This is a genomic window from Pelagicoccus mobilis, assembly GCF_016595505.1.
GTDB classification, from domain to species: Bacteria; Verrucomicrobiota; Verrucomicrobiia; order Opitutales; family Opitutaceae; genus Pelagicoccus; species Pelagicoccus mobilis.
Window position 1 is genome coordinate 13,317 of sequence record NZ_JAENIL010000005.1, and the last position, 19,508, is coordinate 32,824.

Consider the following 19,508-nt stretch of genomic DNA (forward strand, 5'->3'; position numbering starts at 1 on the left):
GTCTGATACGCACAAATAAGGGCGAAACAAGCATCGTGCGCAATCACGCCTAGAGGTTCGCTATCAATGACTTAAGCCACCGCGCAACCTGAGCAAGCGAAGCCTGCAACATAATTCAATGAAGAGTAGGTGGTACTTCGCTAATATCAGGACCGTAACAAGCGACGCCAGTCCCGCCTCCCCTATATCACTCCCCACCCCAATCACCCCATTTCCCCACTCCACCAGCGCAACTGCTCCTAACTCGCGCTAAACCTTTACCACCCACCCGTTCCCCGACGCCCCCTACCCCCTTTGGTTCCGTGGCAGCCGGTGATCGGCACAAAACCAAACTAACAACTACGCTAGATGGATATACAGATACCTAAGCTACCTAGATACCGCAGCACCCTTGGCTGGGCTGCGTTGATCGTCGCCGGGCCCTTGGCCTTCCAGGCGGCATACGGGCAAGAGGACCAAGAAGAGGAAATCTTCGAATTGAGTCCTTTCACCGTTGAGGCAACCGAAGACGAAGGCTACCGGGCGACAAGTTCGCTGGCAGGTTCCCGCCTCCGTACTGACCTCAAGGACATTGGTGCCGCGATCTCGGTCGTCACCAAAGACCTCATGGACGACCTCGGGGCGAACGACCTCAACGACGTTCTCCTCTATACAACGGCTACCGAAGCAGCCGGCCTCGGAGGCAACTTCTCCGGAGCGAGCGTCTCCACCGGAAGCCGCGCCAACTCAAACAATGTCGTCAACAACCCTGGCAACGCTTACCGTATCCGCGGACTGGGCGCTCCCGACCGCACCCGCGGATACTTCATCACAGACATTCCCTACGACTCCTATAACTCAGGACGTATCGACATCAGCCGTGGAGCGAACTCCATACTCTTCGGTCTCGGTTCGCCTGCCGGTGTAATCGACGCCGGCGTGCACCAAGCGAATACCAACAGGGATCGCGGCGAAGTTCGCCTGCGCATCGCGAGCGGATCTTCACGCTCCCATTCCTACCGCGCTGAAGTCGATTACAACAAAGTTCTCATCGACGAAAAGCTCGGCTTCCGCTTCTCCGGCGTCCAAGACGACCGCAAATTCCGTCAGGATCCAGCATTCCGCGATTCATCCCGAGCCTACATGGCCTTCACCTACAAGCCATGGGAAGGAGCTACCTTCAAAGTCAACCACGAGCGGGGTAAGATCGACGCCAACAATCCGGACCCAGTATCGCCGACAGAAAACGTCACTTCGTATGTGAACGCCCTCAAGGAATACCACTCTCTGGTTGATCAATTCGGAGTCGTCACAGACGCGGACGGCAACCCCGACTACACCAAGATTCCCGCAGACTGGGATGTAAACAACCTTCCGTTCTACTACGATAGCTTCGCTCGCGCAGCGAAACTGGACAAAGCCCACGAAATCGACGGTGTAGCGCAATCCCCTCTGTACCGCCTACCCAACCAGGTCATCAGCGGCGATGCAGGCTACGCGAACCCGTTCCACACTCGTGGCTCAAGCCTCTTCCGCAACCTGACGTTGGTTTATGATGACAACATGTCCGCAGACGCGGCTGGCGGTTTCATCTCTCAAGTCAGAAACAAAGAAGCGACTGACTACGCTACCTACCTCCTAAACGGTGGCGTCAACCCAGACACGCTTACCTTCAACGGAAAGCCTATCAAGGGCAAGAGCGGCACAGCTGACATGAAGGGAGTTCAGAATGTTGGATACACCAACCTAAACTACCACTACCCAACCGTCATGAACCTCGAGCTCTTCGACTTCACACGTCACCTGCTCGCCGGTACAGCTGGCTCCCAAATCAAGGAATTCGACGCGACTACCGCAACCTTCGAACAAACCTTCTGGGAAAACAACTTCGGTTTCGAAGTCTCCTTCTACGACGAAACCTACGAGATGTACAACGCCAACCCATTCCGTGCGGGCAAGGCAGCCATCACAGTAGATGTTCAGAAGACACTTCCTATCGGTGGCGAGAACCCGAACTTCGGTCGTACCTACGTTGTGGATCGCATGAGCATCAACAACCAAACCAAGGATCGTAACTCTATCCGCGCCACGGCCTTCGCACGTGTCGACTTCGAAGAGAAGTTCCTTTCCGACAACTTCCTCGGACGTATCCTCGGTGAGCATACACTCACTGGTCTCTACGCTCGCGATGAGTTGGATTCCATCCAGTACAACATCAACGAAAACTGGATCTCCCAAGACCCAGACGTTCAAGCGGTTCTCGAAAAGACAGTAGGCGTTAAGTCCTTCCAGCGACAAGTCGCTTACTTGACCTACCTCGGCCCAGCAGTCGACCTTCTCTCAGATCCAAAGTCTATCGAGGTCGAGGATTTCGCGCTCACACCAAACGCGATCCTCAACCAGAGAATTCCGGATACAGGCGGAATCGAAACAATCCAGATGTACAATCAGGGCATCCTTGAGAGCTACGATCTCGAACGCGCTCCATACATCCGCGGCGGTACTCTCAGCAACGTCGTTGTAGACTCCGGAGCAATCGTGCTTCAGAGCCGTTGGCTTGATGACACCATCATCACCACTTACGGCTACCGCGAAGACGAACGCTCGGAGCTGAAGAACACTCCTCCCCCACTCGATCCAAACGATCCAAACAACGTATCCGCGCTTCAGGGTACAGGAAACGCGACGATCGACCCACTGTATTGGAATCTCGACGACATCACGCCAGAAGTTCAAGATGCAGACACCTCTAGCTTCAGCGTAGTGGCTCGTCTGCCAAAGGGCTGGAACGATCGCATCTTCGGCAACAACGATGTTGCTCTCTTCTACAGTACCTCCGACAACACTTCCGCTGGCCCAGCTCGTCTCGACTGGCGCTACGACCCAATCGCTCAGCCATCTGGCGAGACGGAAGAAATCGGCGTCAACGCTTCACTATTCGAAGGAAAGCTCAACCTCCGCGTAAACAAGTTCGAGTCCAGCATCGTTGGAGCAAACGGACGCGGTCGTCTTGGATCCGCAATCGGTGACGCAGCCCTCAAATCCATCCAAACCGTCATGGACGACTACGTCGACCTCGCGGGAGAATGGGACGCAGTTCAGGAGGAAGAAGGACAGAAGATCCCTCTCGGCGAACGCTTGTATCCAAACTACGAAAACATCCCAGCACACGTGGATGCGATCGCAAACTTGTTTGGAGCATCCATCAACCTCCCTATGCCGGTTGATGGCGTCATCAGCAACCCAAGCCTCACCCTCGACGAAAGCCATCCGATGGCAGACGTATGGATCGCCTCCCAAGCTCAGCTTATCACTGACTCAAACGGCGATCTCAACGGTGTTGGTTGGTTCCACCGCACTCCGCCAAATCTCGCAGACACACAAGATATCGTATCCGAAGGCCTTGAAGCGGAAATCATATTCAACCCAACCAAGAGCTTGCGTATGATGCTCAACGTGGCTCGCACCGAAACGAAAACTGCGAACAGCCTCCCGTACACCAAAGAGCTCATCGATCTCTGGGAACCAGTGCTCTGGGGCGACAGAACCGCAGGCACTCCTTCCGGTGCGCCGTACATCTACAACGCCGACACAGAGCTCTGGGAAGTTAACAACGACATCGACTACGCAGGGCTCAGCTTGGTTGGCCGTACACAACGCGAAGCCTACAAAGCTGCTGACATGGACCAAGGCTGGGGTCACGTATTCGAAACCTGGGACAAGGCGGTTGTTAACCCTTACAACACAACCAAGGCACTCGACGGACAAAAGAACCCGGAAGAGCGTGAATGGCGTGTGAACTTCATCACCAACTACACCTTCCGCGAAGGCCGTTTCAAGGGCTTCAGCTTCGGTGGAAGCGTACGTTGGCAGGACGAAGTTGCGATCGGCTACCCGCTCATGACCATCCTCGGTTCCACAATCCCAGACGTAGAGAACCCGTACTACGGTCCCGACGAAGTTAACTTCGGCCTCCGCGCTGGATACAAGACCAAGCTCAGCAATGGCATCAACTGGAACATCTCCCTCAACCTGAACAACATCACCAGCGATCAGGATGAGCTCATTCCAGTAGGCGTTCAGCCAGACGGTTCCGTTGCAGTCGTACGTACGCCTGCGCCACAGACCTTCTCCCTCACAAACTCCTTCCAATTCTAGAACATCATACTCTAGATATAGTATATAGGTATCAGCCAGGCGCATCCGCGCCTGGCTTTTTTGTATCCAATATCTCAGGAGGGCAATGCTCCTTCATTGTCTTACTAGTATCCCAATTCTGGATTCAACAATGACAGAGCATTGTCCTCCGAAACATTTGTTTACTTACTAAACTTAGTAAGTAAACTCATCCATTGCAGCCCCCTACTCTTTACCGTTTATTCCAACAATGCGCTTGAACTCCGTTACACTTCTTGCCTTGGCCGGCATGACTTCGCTTTTGCACGCTCAGAACGAGCCGCAAATCGAAGGACAAAAGGAATACCAAATGAACTGCGCGGCCTGCCATCTGGTTGACACGCCGTCCATGGGCCCTTCTCTCTTCGCAATCGCCAAGAACTATCCGGCGGAAAATAAGGCTGAGTTCATCGCATGGGCCAAAGCCCCAGGAAAAAAAGATCCAGCGCTTCTTCAAATGCCATCCATGGCCCACGTTGGTGATGAGGGACTTGCTAAGATCCACCACTACACCCTCAAAGCCACTCAAGGGATTAAGAAGGAAAAGAAGAAGAAATTCCCAAATTTCAAAGAACCGAAGCGCGAACTTCCCTACGTCGTCCGCACCTTCCTACCCAACACGAGTCCAGCATCTGCAGCGATCGTACTAGAAGGAGACATTAGCCTTTGCTTCGACTCGGAAGCGTGTCGCCTCCGCTATGCATGGACGGGATCTAAAACAATGCTGCGAGGATTCCGTAGTCCAGCAGCGCTCCCCGAACCCTACTACCAAGAGACTTCCCCGCAGCTCTGGTCTTTCGCAAACGAAACCAAACCAGAGTCCCACGGATACAGACTGGTGGATGGAGTTCCAGAATTCCACTACAGTTTCGGCGACATAGAAATCAGAGAGAAAATAGCAAACGGTCCGAAACCTGGTTCATTTGTCAGAAGCTTCACTCTATCCGGAATATCTAGCCCGGTAACACTCGATCTCTCTCACATCGGTAACGTATCCATTTCTTCGAACAAAGGAAAACTCAAAGGCGACACATTACGCCTGACAGCGTCCGAAGCAAAATCCTTTAGCCTAACTATTTCCCAACGATGATCCGCTCCTGCCTCGCCCTCATTAGCTTGTCCGATACCAGTCTGCTCGCTCAAAGCTGGCAAGATCACTACGTCATTGAAAACGTCCCGCTTCCAGTCGAAATCGATAAGCAGATCGGCGGCATGCTTACGCTTCGAGACGGAAGAATTGCCGCATCCTTCTACAGCGGCGAAATCCTCATATTCGATCAGACTAAAAACGAGTGGTCCCTCTTCGCTCAAGGCCTGCAATGCCCTCTCGGTATGGTCGAGGATCCCGACGGTGCCATCGTCACTAGCCAATGGAGCGAGCTCACGCGTCTTCGCGATACAGATGGAGACGGAGAAGCGGACGTTTACGAAACCGTTTGGGACGACTTCGGAATATCCGGCAACTACCACGAGTTCAATTTTGGTCCCGCAGTCGACCACGAGGGAAATTACTATGTAGCCCTCAACGTAGCCTCAAACTTCGCCGGCACTTTCGAGAAAGTGCGCGGCCCTATCATTCCCATCGGACTCGAAGAGTCAGTCCTCAAAGGCTGGAAAGACAATCCTGACTGGCCCACGATCAAAAAGAAGGCTGGTCGCATGTATTCGCGGGTTCCCTACCGTGGCTGTGTAATGAAAATCTCCCCCGATGGCAAAGGGACTCCCTTTGCTTACGGCTTCCGCTCCCCGGATGGAATCGGTTTCGACGACAAAGGCCGCCTTTGGGTGACGGACAACCAAGGAGACTGGCGTGGTACAAGTCCGCTCTACCATGTCACAGAAGGCAACTTCTACGGCCACCCTGCCTCCCTCGTTTGGAAGGAAGGTTGGACTCAAGACCCGCTCGAAGTGCCCGTTGAGCAACTACAATCCATGCGCACCCCCGCTGCGGCTCTCTTTCCGCACGGAGAACTGGCCAACTCCCCGACCCAGCCAATCCCAACGATCGCCCCGGAAAAATTCGGGCTCCCTGAAGGAGAGGTTCTGATCGGTGACATGAATCAACCCATCCTAAGCCGCTTCCTAGCCGACAAGGTGGGTGAAACTGTGCAAGGTGCCTTTATCCCATTCCTTCCTTTCTCTGGTCTTGGCATGGGTAACCACAGGTTCTGCTTCGACCAGTCGGGAGCTCTCTGGGTTGGTAAAACCCACTTGAAATGGGCTGGCGACGAGGGGATCCGCAAAATCACTTGGACTGGTAAGCCTCTGTTTTTCGTCGAAGAGGCAGAGTTAAAACAGTCTGGCTTTAAGCTCAGGCTGAACGCCTCACTAAGCGAGGCACTACCCAAGATCACAGTCGTCAAACACACTTACCATTACCATGCCGCCTATGGCTCACCTAAGGTTAACGAACAAGAAGTGGAAGTTTCAGAGGTGAACAGAAGCAGCAACGGAAAAACTCTGAAGTTCAAACTCCCCGAGATCACTCCTGGCTATCTCTACACCATCAAGCTCGAAGGAGCGAAGGCCACCGACGGCAGTCCCCTCATGGGAGATACCATCTACTATAACGTAGTTGAAACGAAGTGACAGCTCCGCCTACTCAACTTCGTTCAGATATCTCTGGTAGGCAGCATTAATCTCCGTCGCATCGTAGTCCGATCCATGCAGGAACAAGGAATATTTGAGCACCAGCGGCTGAGTCGCTGAAAGCGGTACCGGTTGCTCGCCAGGATAGACGGGATTCTGGCAGCTATTGGCCTTTCGCAAGGTCCAGCCATGCGGGTATCCGAGATTTCCGGGATGCGTGAAGATCGCGAGCCCTGAACGCGTTTCCTCCGTGAAACTGGCGGAAAAATCGACCCAACGGTTCGCTGCAGCTGGAGCTTTCCGATTAACAACAGGCTCCACATCTGATCCAGAAAAACTCAAATCCTCCGGCATCGGAATCCTCACCGAAAATCCGCCATACCCCTTCTTGTTCATCGAACCGCCAAGCTTAATGTTATCCTGGAGAGCTTGCAGCCGAACCTCGAAGTCGATCCGGCGATTTTCTCCCTCTGCTGGATGCACAGTAACAATTGCGCGCTCGCTTACCAAGTCACGTCCTCCCGCATCCGTATCCAATAATTCCGTATGCCAAACAACATCGCACACGAGACGGGCAAAGGAATCTTCAACATCGACTGAAACATCGGTCACGTGACGACGTAGCCCCTTCAGGTGCCAAGGATCGCCAATCCTTTCTCCATCAACCCATAACTGGGTCCAAGCCCAGAAAACGCCACGGTGGTGCGGGTGGTCATCCGGCATATCCTCAGTCATGAGCGTCCCATCCGTCGCATAAAGGGGATGGATGTAATGCGCCCGAGGGTAAGATCCGTCTGGCCTCGAAATCGCATCTCGGTTGTAGCGAAACACGGTCTGCCCGTCTTCACTAACGACGAAAACTCCCTTTTCAGCCCTAACCTCCAACCCCGACTTTTCCGGAGCTCCATGAATGAGCTGAACGACTCCAACCACCAACAACAAACAGAATTTCCAATACAGGATACTTCGAACTTTCATAGCTTAACTTTCCTTACTTATTCAGAAGCAGCCACGAATCGATAGATCGGCTGAGATGATCGTGAGCTTCCGTTTCAAGGCCATAGCATTGCAGATTTATAGGTCCCTCGTATCCGACTTCGTCCAGCAGATCGAGAAATTTCCTCATATCGAAATTCCCTTCACCCAAGGGCTTGATCAAATCCGACCACCCCGGTCCATTCGTCTTCTGGTCATCAGAGCCGGAAAGCTGAACCAACTTAAGCCTCGACCCCATCGAACGCAGAGTGTCCTCCAATTTGGAGCGATCGTTCTGAGCGAGGAAATGGCAAAGGTTGAAGCTGATCCCTATCGAGTTTCGACCGATTTTATCGGCAAGCCTTGTACACGTCGCAACCGTGTCCGTCACGAAGTTATCATGTGGATACAACACGAGTTCGAGTTCACTTTCCAAACAGAGATCATGGACCTGCTCGATCATATCCATTGCGACTTCGTCGGATACATCTTTTCCAGTCAAGGAAAGCCATACGATCGTATCATGCCCCTTCAAATCAACAAGATGCTGAACCACCTCCGCCGGAACCTCGGTCCCCTCGTTTTCAACCCGGATCGTAACGTAACTCGTCTCCATCTTGAGCTTACGTTTCTTCAATGCCGCAAAAAGCTCTGGAGTCGCGTTCTTAGGGCGGGACCCAATTCCGCTGTAGCCAAGCCCTTTGATCAAGCTCATCTGACTCTCGAGCGAATCCTCTTTGGAAAATGCGTTATCAAACGGAAATATTCGCCGAGCCACTCGCCCACTGTCCGAAACATCCCGCGTCTCCTCGACATACGAGTGGTAGGCGGCGCCGACGCTCTCGAAACTGTAGGGAGCGTCGTGCACATAAACCGAATACCGTAGCACTAGCGGTTGGCCGACCGGCAAGGTTATAGGAGTTTGCCCCGGAAAAACAGGATTCTGGCAACTGTTCGCCTTGCGAAGCGTCCACCCATGCGGGTATCCCGGATTTGCCGGGTGAGTAAAGATCGACACGCCGGAGCGCTTGCCTTCCACAAAACTCGCAGAGAAATCGACCCACGGATTCGCGACCGCGGGCGCAGTCCAGTCCACTTCCGGCTCCGCGCTCGGTCCCGCAAAAGAAAGATCCTCCGGTAGCGGAATTCTCACTGAAAAGCCACCATACCCCTTCGTGTTGCGAGATCCCCCAATCTGCACGTTTTCCTGCAAGGCTTGCAGCTGGATCTCGAAATCGATCCGACGCGTCGAGCCTCTCATCCGATTAACCGTGATGATCGCATGTTCCTTCACAAGGTCACGCCCCCCGCTCTCCGTATCCAATAAATCCGTATGCCAAACGACATCGCAAGCGAGACGGGCAGCATTCTCACAGACCTCGACATCTACATCCTCCACATGTCGCGAAAGACCACGCAGATGCCAAGGATCCCCAATCGCCTCCCCGTCTACCACCAATTGCGTCCAGCCCCAAAAGATTCCCCTATGGTGCGGATGATCTTTCGGCATGTCATCCGTCATCACAGTTCCATCTGGAGCGTAAAGCGGATGTATGTAGTGAGCTCTCGTATACGTTCCATCCGAGCGAGAGACAGGATCTCGATTGTAGCGTATGACCGGCTGACCATTCTCGTGCACGGTAACGGCCCCCTTCTCCACTCTCACATCCAAGCCCGGACGAGGAACTCGGCTCACATTCTGCGGCCCGCCTACAGAGCGGGGCTCACTCCCAGATACCAGCTGCTTCTTCGGATGCGGATAAACCGGTTTCGTCATCGGCAACGGCTTTGGTCGATCCGGCGTTCCATCGCGCAAGCGGTTCAACGTATAAACGACATTACGATTCAAGAGTTCATGCCCGCTCTTCGAAACGATAGCCGGCAATTTGAAGTCGTACAACCTCCACGCTTCAAGCGGCAGCCTAACCTCGAGGCTTCGCTTGTCCTTGGAAATCGTAACCGACTCCACTGCGACTTCTTTCACTCCGTGCTTCTCAGAACCGTAGTGCCCATCGTAATTGTAGTAGTAGCTAGAAACACCGTAGCTCGAAACGTCCTTCGCAGTCGCGAAATTGATTCGCTGGGTAAATTCAAAACGAAATCCCGTATCAGTTAGGCTGATACTCTTTACCTCCATCGGTAACTTCCCCTTGTAGGAAATCTTCTGCAACCCGCTATCGCCAACCCAGCTAGCATGTTTGGTCTGACCAATCCACAGGCTCCCGTCCTTCGGATTGAAAGCCAAACGATTCCCTCCTAGATTCAAGGAATCGCTACGAAAAAATGGAATCGCCGCTCCCTGCAGAGCTCCATCCACTTCCTCCATACTCAAACGGATCAGGTAGTTGTGATTCATTTCCCCTATGAACATCTGCCCCGCAAAGGGGCCGAACTTCCCTTCGGTCGTATCGCAAATCGGCTGCGTCACCGAATTCGCCATATCCCCATGCGGAAACACGATCGCTGGGGGCGTACGCATCTCATCGAGCCTGTCGACCGGGATATCGATTGGAAACTCATCGATATCCTCGTCCCACGTTAAAGCCGGCACCCAGCCATAAAATTTGTCCCGCTCCACGTGATACAACGGACTCGACCCTACCCAGTCGCCCTGATTGTCCGGCACGAACAGGCGCCCTTCCAAATCGAAGCCTAGACCATTCGGTTCACGCATCCCCGAAGCCCAAGGCGTCAATTCGCCATCAGGCGAAAGCCGCATCACCCAACCACGATAAGGCGTCAACGAATTCATGCGCCCCCAATGCCCCGCAGGACTGTATTCACCCCTCACCTCATCCAAGTAAATCTTCCCGTACTGCGATCCCGAACCGAGACTGAAAAACAGGTTCCCTTCCTCGTCCTTCACCGGTCCAAAATTCCAGTCGCCATACGTTCCCGAAAGCCCGAACTGATCAGTCAGCGATTGATAGTAGTCCGCCTTGCCATCGCCATCCGTATCCAAAATTCGGGTCACTTCAGGACGCTGGCACACGATCATCTCCGACTCACTCACCGCGTAAATTCCCAAAGGAGTCTGCAACCCCTCTGCGAACAGGCTCCAGCTTTCGTCACTCGGATCGTAGATATACACTTTACTCAGAGACAAACAGACGGCTAGCCGACCATCAGGCAGAAAGGATATCCCATCCGCGCTGGACTCACCTTCCGGCAAATCGATGTTTTCAATCTCGTAGTAGTCTTCAAGACGGGTTTCCTTCGCGGAAAGAAAGGCGTATCCAGCAAACAGGATGAATGAAATTCGTTTAAGCAGGGTCATGGTACGACGACTCTCAGGCAGAATTAGTGAAAATGCATGGTTACGGTTACCGAGGTCTTTCCGGAGCCATCCGACGGGAATCGAAATGCCGCAGCATCTTCAACTCGTTCGCCATCGGCGTGGAAACGCTCACCCAATTCGGGATCAAAGAAAAACCAAACAGTCTCGTCCGTATCGCACTCGAAGGTGCGGGTAATCATCTTATGCTCGATCTTCACTGTCTCGATCACCCTGTTCCCGTTCACTTCGTATTCGAAGCTCGGGTACCCGCCACTGTCCAATCGGTATCCCAAGTAACGCCACTGGACCTCTTGCGTCGCCTGATAGCTCCCCTTCCCAAATCGGATCGGTATCTCGAAGGTTTCCGTGTAAAAGATATTCCCCGCCAAGGTCGCCGCGCTGGAAGGAGCTTGGCTCGGCAACGAATCGAGATTGTGCACGAATCCACCAGCCCAAGCATAGCGAAACCGGCACGCGCCAGTATCCCAGCAGTAAGACATGCCTCCCGGCAAAGCGACCGCGATCGAAGCCGGTCCAGTATGCGGCAAGAAAAAACGTCGCACCAGCGGTCGCGTAAGCTCTAGCGCATGCGAATGCTCCTCCTCAGAAGCAGCCTCTGCGTCGAACGGAACCGGAGCCTGCGGCGTCTGCGAAACGATCATATCCCCGTACATGATATATCCATGTCCCGGATACGTGCAGACATAAGGATACTTCCCCTCAATCTCTGGCGCCTTAAAAGTGATAGCCATCGCCTCCCCCTGATTGACCACAGGAATGCTCCACAACACATCTTCGGTCCTAGGAATGTAATTCAATTTCGCCGCCCGATACGCTAGATTCTCAGCGGCCTTCACCACAGCCTCACGCTTGCCAGGAGCGGTGATCACCAAGTTATGCAGCATGATGTCCGTATTTCGGAAAGTGAGCTCAACCTCCTGCCCTGGTGTCACATAGAAGGCAGAGTAGTCGAACTTCAATCCGGGCGCTGGCTTCAACTCGAAGCGAAGCGTCTCCGCCCAAGAAAAGGCAACGCTCGCAAGAGCGAAAAGAAAAAGAATAAGCCGTCTCATTTCTGTTAGCATTGATAATGCCCGCCTTCTCTTCGACGACCCAAAAGTCCTGGGGCAAAGCGTGGGGATATTGGCGGGGATTCCATCATACTAGCACACCATTTCCTCCTAAACCAGAGCCTATTGTGCGCAAATATCTTCAATACGTGCAGCCCGAAAGAACGGCCAACCAGCCCCAAGCGTTACCACCAAAAATTCTAGGACTAGATCTCGACCTTCACCGGAGCCCCGCCGCAGTGGCGAGCTGACTCGTTAGCAGCGAGAGTTGCCGCGAGCGTCTTGAGTCCATCCTCGTAACTGGAAAGGATGCTCGAAGAATCGCCCGTCTCCACGGCTTTCAAGAACGCGCGATTCTGGATCTCGAAGATATTGTCCTCGGAAGGAATCTCCTCCGTCTCCCCTTGCCCGGAATAAACCGCGCCATCAAAGCCCCATCCCTCCAGGGAAACCCGATGAGCCCGCGAGGATAAACTGATCCCGATTCCGCCGCCCGGGCTTTGATCATGCCCTCCCTCGGGGAAACAGCCAGTCGCGAAGGACGCCAAAGCGCCGGACTTGAAGCGAGCATTCACTACCATCGCATCATCCACCGAGTAGTCATCCACTTGGGTCATAAAGCCTCGGGTCGCATAGGCGCTCACGTCCTCGATTTCGCCCATCGTAAAGCGGCAGATATCCAACAAGTGGGTACATTGCTCCACAAATTGCCCGCCCGACTGTTCAAAGTTTCTCCACCACAAAGGCGGCGGCATCTCGGTGGTCCACCAAGCTCGAGCCAAAATGCCCTGCCCGTTCTCCTGGCTAAAAAGCTCCTTCGCTCGCAGTACCGCTTGGCGGTAACGGTTTTGGTAGGCCACAGAAACGATCGTTCCCGCCTTCTTGAAATATCCACCTATCTCTTGCGCCGTCTGCAAAGACTGCGCGATCGGCTTCTCCACCAGCACCCCCTTTACGTACTCCGAGCAAGCCCGTTCCAACTCGCCGTGCAAGTGGGGTGGCAAAAGGATAAACGCCGCGTCTAGGGACTCATTTTGAAGCATCGGAAGTGCAGTCTCGTAGGCGTTGGCCTGCCAGGGCTCACCTAGCTCCTTCGCTCGTCCCACGTTGCGTCCCGCAATCGCCGCGACTTGCGCGCCCTCGATGTTCTTTAGGGCATTAAGATGATGCTCCGTAACCCAGCCCGTTCCAATAACTCCAATTCTCATAGACCCACAACTAGAACCGAAGTTACCGCGTGGATACCAGCAAATAAGAAGGACCAATGAAGGTCCTCCTCACCCATTTTAGAAACTCTGCGTTCCCTTAAATCGTCCAGGGCTCGCGCATCGGCACATCGATGACCGCCTTTGCCGCCTTGTTTCCCTTGATCGACTCCCGCTTTACGTCCCACTTGATCTTCTTCCCCTTCAATTTCATGGAAGCGTGGTGCAAGACGCAAATCGTGTTGGAACGATGCCCAACTTCCACAGGGCAGATCGGATCCTTGCCCGCCCGAGCCGAGGTCAAGAAATCCTCCATGTGGTTTTTGCTCTTGTACAACGAAACCTCACTATCTTTCGGGCGACGACGAAGTAGCTCCTCATTGCTACACTTCATATTGCCTCGATTACAGTAAGCCCACCCGTCTTCCGTGATGAACTTCACTCCCGCGCTGCCCGCCGACGAAGTCATCTTAACTCCGTTTCGATACACCGCTTCACCATCGTATCCGACATGCACATTAAACAAGCCCCGATCCGGGAAATCTCCCTTCGCCTTGTAGCGAACCGGACCACCATCAAAGTCTTCTCCCATCGCCCACTGAGCGATGTCGTACATGTGCGTCCCCCAGCCAGTAATCATGCCCAAGCAATACTGCTCGCGCTGCAACCAGCCCGGGCGGCTCATAATCTTCTCTTGAGAATGCACTCCGCCCTCAAAGTAAGGGACAGGCTCGCGCGGCCCCAACCAGAGGTCGTAGTTGAGATTCGAGGGCACTTGCTCCGTACCGCTCACAAACATCTCTCCCTTGTCCTGCGGCACCCCCACTTCAATCCGCTTCAATTTCCCCAGCCAATTATTACGGATGATCGTACACACCTGATGGAAATAGACTGAAGAGCGCTGCTGGGTGCCCACCTGCAAAGTAACTCCATTCGCACGCACCGCTTTGACCAGTGCCTTACCTTCTCCAATCGAATAAGTCATCGGCTTTTGCATGTAGATATGCTTACCCGCATTCGCAGCGGCAATCCCGATTAACGCATGCCAAGCTTCTGGAGTCGAAATATTCACCGCGTCAATATCGTCACGCGCCAACACGTCTCGAAAATCCTCATACACCTTTACCTCTACATGGGACTCGCCTTGCTCCTTGTAAAAGGACTCCGCCACCCCTTTCGCATGCTCGGCACGCTTGCTGTCTACATCGCAAACCGCGACCACCCGAGCGTTCACCTTCGGGCGAAGACCCACCGTCATCGACGCTTGCATGTCGCCATGCCCCATTCTGCCGGTACCGATCTGAGCCACCCGAAGCGTCTCGTTGTTGAACGTCGCCCCGAAAGCGAAACGCGGCAACACCAAGGTAGCGGCTCCCGCAGCCAAGGTGCTCTGAATAAAAGTTCTTCTCTTCATCTATCTCTCCGTATCTACAATCTGTTTACTTGCCTAATACCGTGTCGTCGCACTCAAGGTCTCCCAACGCGTACTGGATCCCGTTCAGCATGAACTGAAGCAGATCAGAGTTCTCGAAACTCTGCGCGTTGTGAGACGGGCTGCAGTAAAACACTCGTCCCTCACCATGCGGCTTGATCCACGAGATGTAACGCGTCACCTTCTCTTTCGAACGACTAAACAGCTTTTCCTGTTCTTCTGGTGTAAATTCCGGCACTTCCATCTCCAGCAACGGATGGAAGTTGTACTTTGAATACGCTCCATTGAAGCAATAGGGCTCATCGATGTGCTCCAAGTTCTTCCCCTTAAACGCCGAAGAAATTGGATGATCGTGATTCAACACCTTCCCGACCACTGTAGTCTGTTTCGGGTGATAATCAAAGGAGCCCCCCATAGTATCGCTAAAGGCCTCCGATAAATTCTGCATCACAATCGCACCATGAAAACCAACAAGCCCTTTTCCTGAAGCCACGTACTCGATCAAGTTAGCCTCCAGCTCCATCGCCTTGTCCATATCCTGCAGCTTGTCGAAAAACAGATTTCGATGCGGACGCTTCGAACAGGTATTGATTAGCACGATGGCATCAAACTTCTGGATACTCTCTTTCTCAAACCAGCTCACATCGTCGCTTATCACCACATCGTAAGCTCCGCTTTTCTCCCCCATCAGGCGCACCACCTCGGAGAAATGAGGCGTATTCCAATGCACAAAGCCCGTGATCAAGTTAAAGACGAGCACGAGGCGCTTTTTCTTCGGCTCCGCCTGCGCTTCCCGAGGAGCGAGAGCCTCTATTTTCGCGATCCACTCAGGGGTCAACGCTATCTCCGGCAACCCCTGTCCCTTCGAACTCGCTAGGCAGATAGCAAAAGCAATCGCCGCCACAAACGTCTTCCTAAATTTCATATTCAAATCTCCTAATACGCTCCACTACTTGCCACGCCTTCGACTTGCACAGTCTGCAAGGTGCCACACATGCCAAGGCGCGGCTCCCCCAAATACTCGTGTCGCACAAATCCCTCCGCAGGAAGCCGTGAAGGCGTTCCCCCTAGCAGCCTCTCGGTATGCGCGCCCCAAGCCTTAGGCCCTTCCTGCACGTACGGTAAGAAACGATCGGCGCTGTCCAACACTGATCGCTCGTGGAGTTCAATGAAGCGTTTAAGCTCGGCGAAGTACGCTTCGCGTTCCTCCTCCCAAAGTGTCAGAAAATTCTGATACGCCTCCACAGCCAAGTCGCGACGCTCCAGAGCTCCCTCGATTCCCTTCGCAGTCAAACCGACCGCTTCAGCATAGGCCTCGGGGCTGGAATCCACCTCTTCGCCAAAATAGATCCTTGCGTCTCCGTTCTCCGCCAGTCCTGCATTGCTCATAATGCCGAGCACCGCGAGCCCGTCATGGCTTACGAGACGATGCAAGGCCTTGGGCGGGAACTGAAAATAGACGCCCGGCTTTAGCTCTACGTTTTGCCACCCCGCTTCAAGGGTATGAATTTCAACCATGCCCTCACCTTCCAACACATAGTAAGCCTCGGAACAGACGGCGTGGATATGCGGGCTACCGGTCATCTTCCCATCGGGACCAGGTCGTTGATCATACACGTCGACACGTGTCATCCCCAGGCCTCCAATCAAGCCCGTCGATTTTTGAGAAAGATTAAGATTAGACATAGTAACAGCTTTTCAACTACTGGCCTTGTTTCGACGGAAGTGGGCCACCACTACCATCGCCAAAAAGATTGCGATCCCCAACAAGCCGACATTTCCCGCCTTGTCGTACGCGGCCCAAATGCAGCCAAACGAAACAAAGAGAATCGCCGCGACCATTAACACGTTCAACACGGTCCGCTTGCCTCCCTCCACCCGCTCCTCGCCAAGAAGTTCCTTGTTGTTGAAAAGAGCGAAGAAACTCAGGTACGCGAGAGGTAGAGCGACCAGCCCGATCGTCGCCGTCGGCACCACCACCCAAAAGCTTGCTTCCTTCCAGACGAGAGGTCCCAAGACGCCAATCCCCGGCAACATGCAACCGAAGCGATGCCACACGCCTTTGTCAGGCAATCCAAGCATCTCGCACAAAGCGAACCCGTTGATCAGCATCAAAATGATGATGCTCGACAAAGTCATGGCGAAAACGCCGAAGCCAAAAACGTAGTTGGCGAACACTTTTCCCATCAACGGTTCGAGCGAACTGGCCAATGTCAACGCTCCACGCTTCACCAGCATCGCCGCCAGTTGCTTGTCCTCCATAGGCAAACTCGCGCGGGCCAACTCCCGCTCAGTTTCGCTCATACTCGCCGTATCCACTCCCGCAGACGCGAGCCTCTGATCAAGCAGCCCCGCATACGTTCCAGCGAGCGCCGTGTTCTTGGTCTCAGAATCAACCAGCACGATCTCTCCCGCCGCATTTACTTCCGTAATCAAGCCTTCCTCAGGCACGGTATGAAATTGGCTGGAAGCGGCGATCACGATGCAGCTCGTCGCAATCATAAACGGGACCAGCAGGCTCGTCGAAAGATCAAATGCCGCCAACCCTCGAAAGTCCTTATCCCACCCTTTCGCAAGCTGCGAGTACGGCAAAAGAAAAGTCATGTTGATCCCAACCGCGTAAGTCACACCCGAGAAAATCACGCCCCGCTGCTGGCTCACGATCAACTCGCTCCAAAACGAATACGCTCCCGTCTCAAGCCCCTGCAGACTAGCAGCGAAGCTGGGAGCAGGTTGAGTCAATTGAGAGAAGTCAGGAATAAATCCGCCCGCAATCGCCGACCAATCCAAGGAACCACCAGTTCCAGCCATCTTCACCACCACCCCGACGAACGACAGTACGATCAAGGCGACAATCAGCTTCAGCAGGTTCTCGAAAATCCGGATTCCTCTACTCCCGGAATCGTAAAACCAAATGATCAATACAGAGACCGCCAGCATCACGAGGCTAACCATCACCGGATTCGCCCCCGGAATCAGATTACTCGTCACCGCGGCCGTCCCCAAACTGAACTGAGGAAGCGACCAAATGATATTCGCCAGAACCGTCGCAATGATCCATCCCCACGCGATCACCGGATTCACATGCTTGCGAACCAAACCAAAAGGACGCTGCCCAGTGGAAAGCGCCATGTAGGAAATCGCGCACAGCATGATAATCCCCAACATCATCGCCAAAGGCTGTATCCACAAAAGCGACACGCCCCCCAGCACTCCCAAAAACAAGCTCGTACTCAAAGAGCCGCCACCAAGCGTAATAGCCGACTGCAACCACCCCGGCCCCGAAAGACGAATATACGAGAGCAAGCGGGCCATCCCGCCGTTTGCGTCGGCTTCCTGTAGAATGCGGCGGTCGTGATCAATTTTCGGATTTTGGGGCGTCTGCGTTTCCATACGTTCGAATCAAGCTGCGCTTAAAGGGGAGAGTATGTTAGCACAGCCCGTCCGCTGAGGACAACGGCAGATTGTGCGTAAAAACCTTCAATTCGTGCAGAACGTATTTGCCCTCCCTATTGTCCCCGGCTATCAAACAATCATCCCTTCAGGAAGGTTTGGCTCAACCCTCACCGGAGCCAGCCACCCAACATCTCCCTACCATGACAAACTCTCACGCAACGCCCCCCAAAGTCGCCCTTCTCTTGCAAGGCGTTCGCCACTACGAGCGTGAGATGTTGAGCGGCATCGCCAACTACGCGAATCTCCACGGCCCCTGGCAGTTCTACCGCAACGTCTCCTACCTCAGCGAAGAAAAGATCACCCCCACCAAACTCATCGACTCCTGGCAACCGGACGCCATGATCATTCGCGAGTCCACTCCCCACTATTACGACGAGATCCTCACCCGCCGCATCCCCATCATCTACAGCCCCACTACCGAGCCGCGGCCAGACGTCAGCAACATCATCGTCGACGACGAAGCGGTCGGAGCCCTCGCCGCACAACACCTCTACGAAAACGGATTTCGCAACTTCGCCTTCTGCGGCATCAACACCCTCTTCTTCTGGTCACGAAGACGTTGCCAAGGCTTTTGCGACAAGGCGCATGCCTACGGCCAAGCAGCACACGTTTTCGACAGCCCGCAAGGCGAAGAGTTTTTGAGTTGGAACAAAGGATTTTCCAAACTGAAGGACTGGCTCGCCGCCCTGCCCGCCCACACCGGGATTATGGTCTGCACCGACGACTTCGCCCTTCTGGTCCAAGAAGCATGCATCGCCATTGGACGCTCCGTACCCGACGAGATCGCCATCATCGGCGTCGGCAACGACGAGTCCGTCTGCGAGCTCGCCACCACCCCTCTAAGCAGCGTCGAGCTCAATATCAAGCGAGCCGGATACGACGCCGCCAAACACATTGCGGACCGACTCAAACAAACGCCCCCACCCCCTACCGATATCATAATCCCCCCGCTGGGCATCGCCGCGCGACGCTCCACCGACGCCAAGGAAACGCAAGACCCAGTCGTCTCCAAAGCGATTTCCTACATCCTCAAACGCATCAACCACCCTATCGAAGTCAGCGACATCGTCGACCAGGTTCACCTCTCCAGACGCACCCTCTACGACCGTTTCCAAAGAGCGACCGGACAAACCATCTCAAACTATATCCGCAACCGGCGACTCGAGCACTTCTCCAAACTTCTCCTGGAAACAAATCTAACCGTATCCGAAATCTCTTACACAATGGGATACGAGTCCGACACCAATGTAGCTCGTCTCTTCAAAAAGCATTACGGTCTCACCCCCCTTGCCTACCGCCGCAAGCACGCCAGCTAATACCTCCCCAGCAACGCGTACCCCCAGACGAAA

12 protein-coding genes are annotated in these 19,508 nt (G+C 54.0%); 4 read left to right on the forward strand and 8 right to left on the reverse strand.

Annotated elements, in window-relative coordinates; all coding sequences use genetic code 11:
* Nucleotides 1–348 precede the first annotated feature (348 nt).
* The 3 genes from JIN87_RS03435 (at nt 349) to JIN87_RS03445 (ending at nt 6,744) form a co-directional block, all read left to right on the forward strand.
* A complete protein-coding gene (locus JIN87_RS03435) occupies nt 349–4,137 on the forward strand; it encodes a TonB-dependent receptor plug domain-containing protein (RefSeq protein ID WP_200354122.1) in 3,789 nt (1,262 codons plus the stop codon).
* Between the two features lie 229 nt (nt 4,138–4,366).
* Nucleotides 4,367–5,245 (forward strand): c-type cytochrome, encoded by an 879-nt coding sequence (locus tag JIN87_RS03440; RefSeq protein ID WP_200354123.1) that lies wholly within the window; start codon nt 4,367–4,369, stop codon nt 5,243–5,245.
* Complete coding sequence (locus tag JIN87_RS03445; protein WP_200354124.1) at nt 5,242–6,744, forward strand: DUF7133 domain-containing protein; 1,503 nt, start codon at nt 5,242–5,244, stop codon at nt 6,742–6,744. The genes JIN87_RS03440 and JIN87_RS03445 overlap by 4 nt, the downstream gene beginning before the upstream one ends.
* A 9-nt stretch (nt 6,745–6,753) precedes the next feature.
* Here JIN87_RS03445 and JIN87_RS03450 read toward each other — a convergent pair whose 3' ends face one another.
* The 8 genes from JIN87_RS03450 to JIN87_RS03485 form a co-directional block, all read right to left on the reverse strand.
* Complete coding sequence (locus JIN87_RS03450; RefSeq protein ID WP_200354125.1) at nt 6,754–7,722, reverse strand: DUF6807 domain-containing protein; 969 nt, start codon at nt 7,720–7,722, stop codon at nt 6,754–6,756.
* A gap of 13 nt (nt 7,723–7,735) precedes the next feature.
* On the reverse strand, nt 7,736–10,996 hold the full coding sequence (locus JIN87_RS03455; protein ID WP_200354126.1) for a DUF6807 family protein: 3,261 nt from the start codon (nt 10,994–10,996) through the stop codon (nt 7,736–7,738).
* A 23-nt stretch (nt 10,997–11,019) separates the two neighbouring features.
* Nucleotides 11,020–12,069 carry a plastocyanin/azurin family copper-binding protein gene (locus tag JIN87_RS03460; protein ID WP_200354127.1) on the reverse strand — a complete coding sequence of 350 codons (1,050 nt, stop codon included), beginning with the start codon at nt 12,067–12,069 and terminating at the stop codon, nt 11,020–11,022.
* 203 nt (nt 12,070–12,272) lie between these two features.
* Complete coding sequence (locus tag JIN87_RS03465; RefSeq protein WP_200354128.1) at nt 12,273–13,274, reverse strand: Gfo/Idh/MocA family protein; 1,002 nt, start codon at nt 13,272–13,274, stop codon at nt 12,273–12,275.
* A gap of 97 nt (nt 13,275–13,371) precedes the next feature.
* Nucleotides 13,372–14,685 carry a Gfo/Idh/MocA family protein gene (locus JIN87_RS03470; protein ID WP_200354129.1) on the reverse strand — a complete coding sequence of 438 codons (1,314 nt, stop codon included), beginning with the start codon at nt 14,683–14,685 and terminating at the stop codon, nt 13,372–13,374.
* 25 nt (nt 14,686–14,710) lie between these two features.
* Nucleotides 14,711–15,628 carry a ThuA domain-containing protein gene (locus tag JIN87_RS03475; RefSeq protein ID WP_200354130.1) on the reverse strand — a complete coding sequence of 306 codons (918 nt, stop codon included), beginning with the start codon at nt 15,626–15,628 and terminating at the stop codon, nt 14,711–14,713.
* Between the two features lie 11 nt (nt 15,629–15,639).
* On the reverse strand, nt 15,640–16,389 hold the full coding sequence (locus tag JIN87_RS03480; RefSeq protein ID WP_200354131.1) for a cupin domain-containing protein: 750 nt from the start codon (nt 16,387–16,389) through the stop codon (nt 15,640–15,642).
* Between the two features lie 12 nt (nt 16,390–16,401).
* Nucleotides 16,402–18,096: a divalent metal cation transporter gene (locus JIN87_RS03485; protein ID WP_200354132.1), complete on the reverse strand. Its 1,695-nt coding sequence runs from the start codon at nt 18,094–18,096 to the stop codon at nt 16,402–16,404.
* A gap of 203 nt (nt 18,097–18,299) precedes the next feature.
* Between JIN87_RS03485 and JIN87_RS03490 the strand changes: the two genes are divergently transcribed.
* The gene (locus JIN87_RS03490; RefSeq protein ID WP_200354133.1) at nt 18,300–19,475 is read left to right on the forward strand and encodes an AraC family transcriptional regulator; all 1,176 of its coding nucleotides are present in this window, start codon (nt 18,300–18,302) and stop codon (nt 19,473–19,475) included.
* The last annotated feature ends 33 nt before the right edge of the window (nt 19,476–19,508 follow it).

Excerpts from the sequence above, each read along its gene's own strand:
- JIN87_RS03470 (WP_200354129.1), bottom strand. The coding sequence starts at position 14,685 with ATGAAGAGAAGAACTTTTATTCAGAGCACCTTGGCTGCGGGAGCCGCT.
- JIN87_RS03490 (WP_200354133.1), top strand. The coding sequence starts at position 18,300 with ATGACAAACTCTCACGCAACGCCCCCCAAAGTCGCCCTTCTCTTGCAA.
- JIN87_RS03480 (WP_200354131.1), bottom strand. The coding sequence starts at position 16,389 with ATGTCTAATCTTAATCTTTCTCAAAAATCGACGGGCTTGATTGGAGGC.
- JIN87_RS03460 (WP_200354127.1), bottom strand. The coding sequence starts at position 12,069 with ATGAGACGGCTTATTCTTTTTCTTTTCGCTCTTGCGAGCGTTGCCTTT.
- JIN87_RS03450 (WP_200354125.1), bottom strand. The coding sequence starts at position 7,722 with ATGAAAGTTCGAAGTATCCTGTATTGGAAATTCTGTTTGTTGTTGGTG.
- JIN87_RS03440 (WP_200354123.1), top strand. The coding sequence starts at position 4,367 with ATGCGCTTGAACTCCGTTACACTTCTTGCCTTGGCCGGCATGACTTCG.
- JIN87_RS03485 (WP_200354132.1), bottom strand. The coding sequence starts at position 18,096 with ATGGAAACGCAGACGCCCCAAAATCCGAAAATTGATCACGACCGCCGC.
- JIN87_RS03445 (WP_200354124.1), top strand. The coding sequence starts at position 5,242 with ATGATCCGCTCCTGCCTCGCCCTCATTAGCTTGTCCGATACCAGTCTG.
- JIN87_RS03455 (WP_200354126.1), bottom strand. The coding sequence starts at position 10,996 with ATGACCCTGCTTAAACGAATTTCATTCATCCTGTTTGCTGGATACGCC.
- JIN87_RS03465 (WP_200354128.1), bottom strand. The coding sequence starts at position 13,274 with ATGAGAATTGGAGTTATTGGAACGGGCTGGGTTACGGAGCATCATCTT.
- JIN87_RS03475 (WP_200354130.1), bottom strand. The coding sequence starts at position 15,628 with ATGAAATTTAGGAAGACGTTTGTGGCGGCGATTGCTTTTGCTATCTGC.
- JIN87_RS03435 (WP_200354122.1), top strand. The coding sequence starts at position 349 with ATGGATATACAGATACCTAAGCTACCTAGATACCGCAGCACCCTTGGC.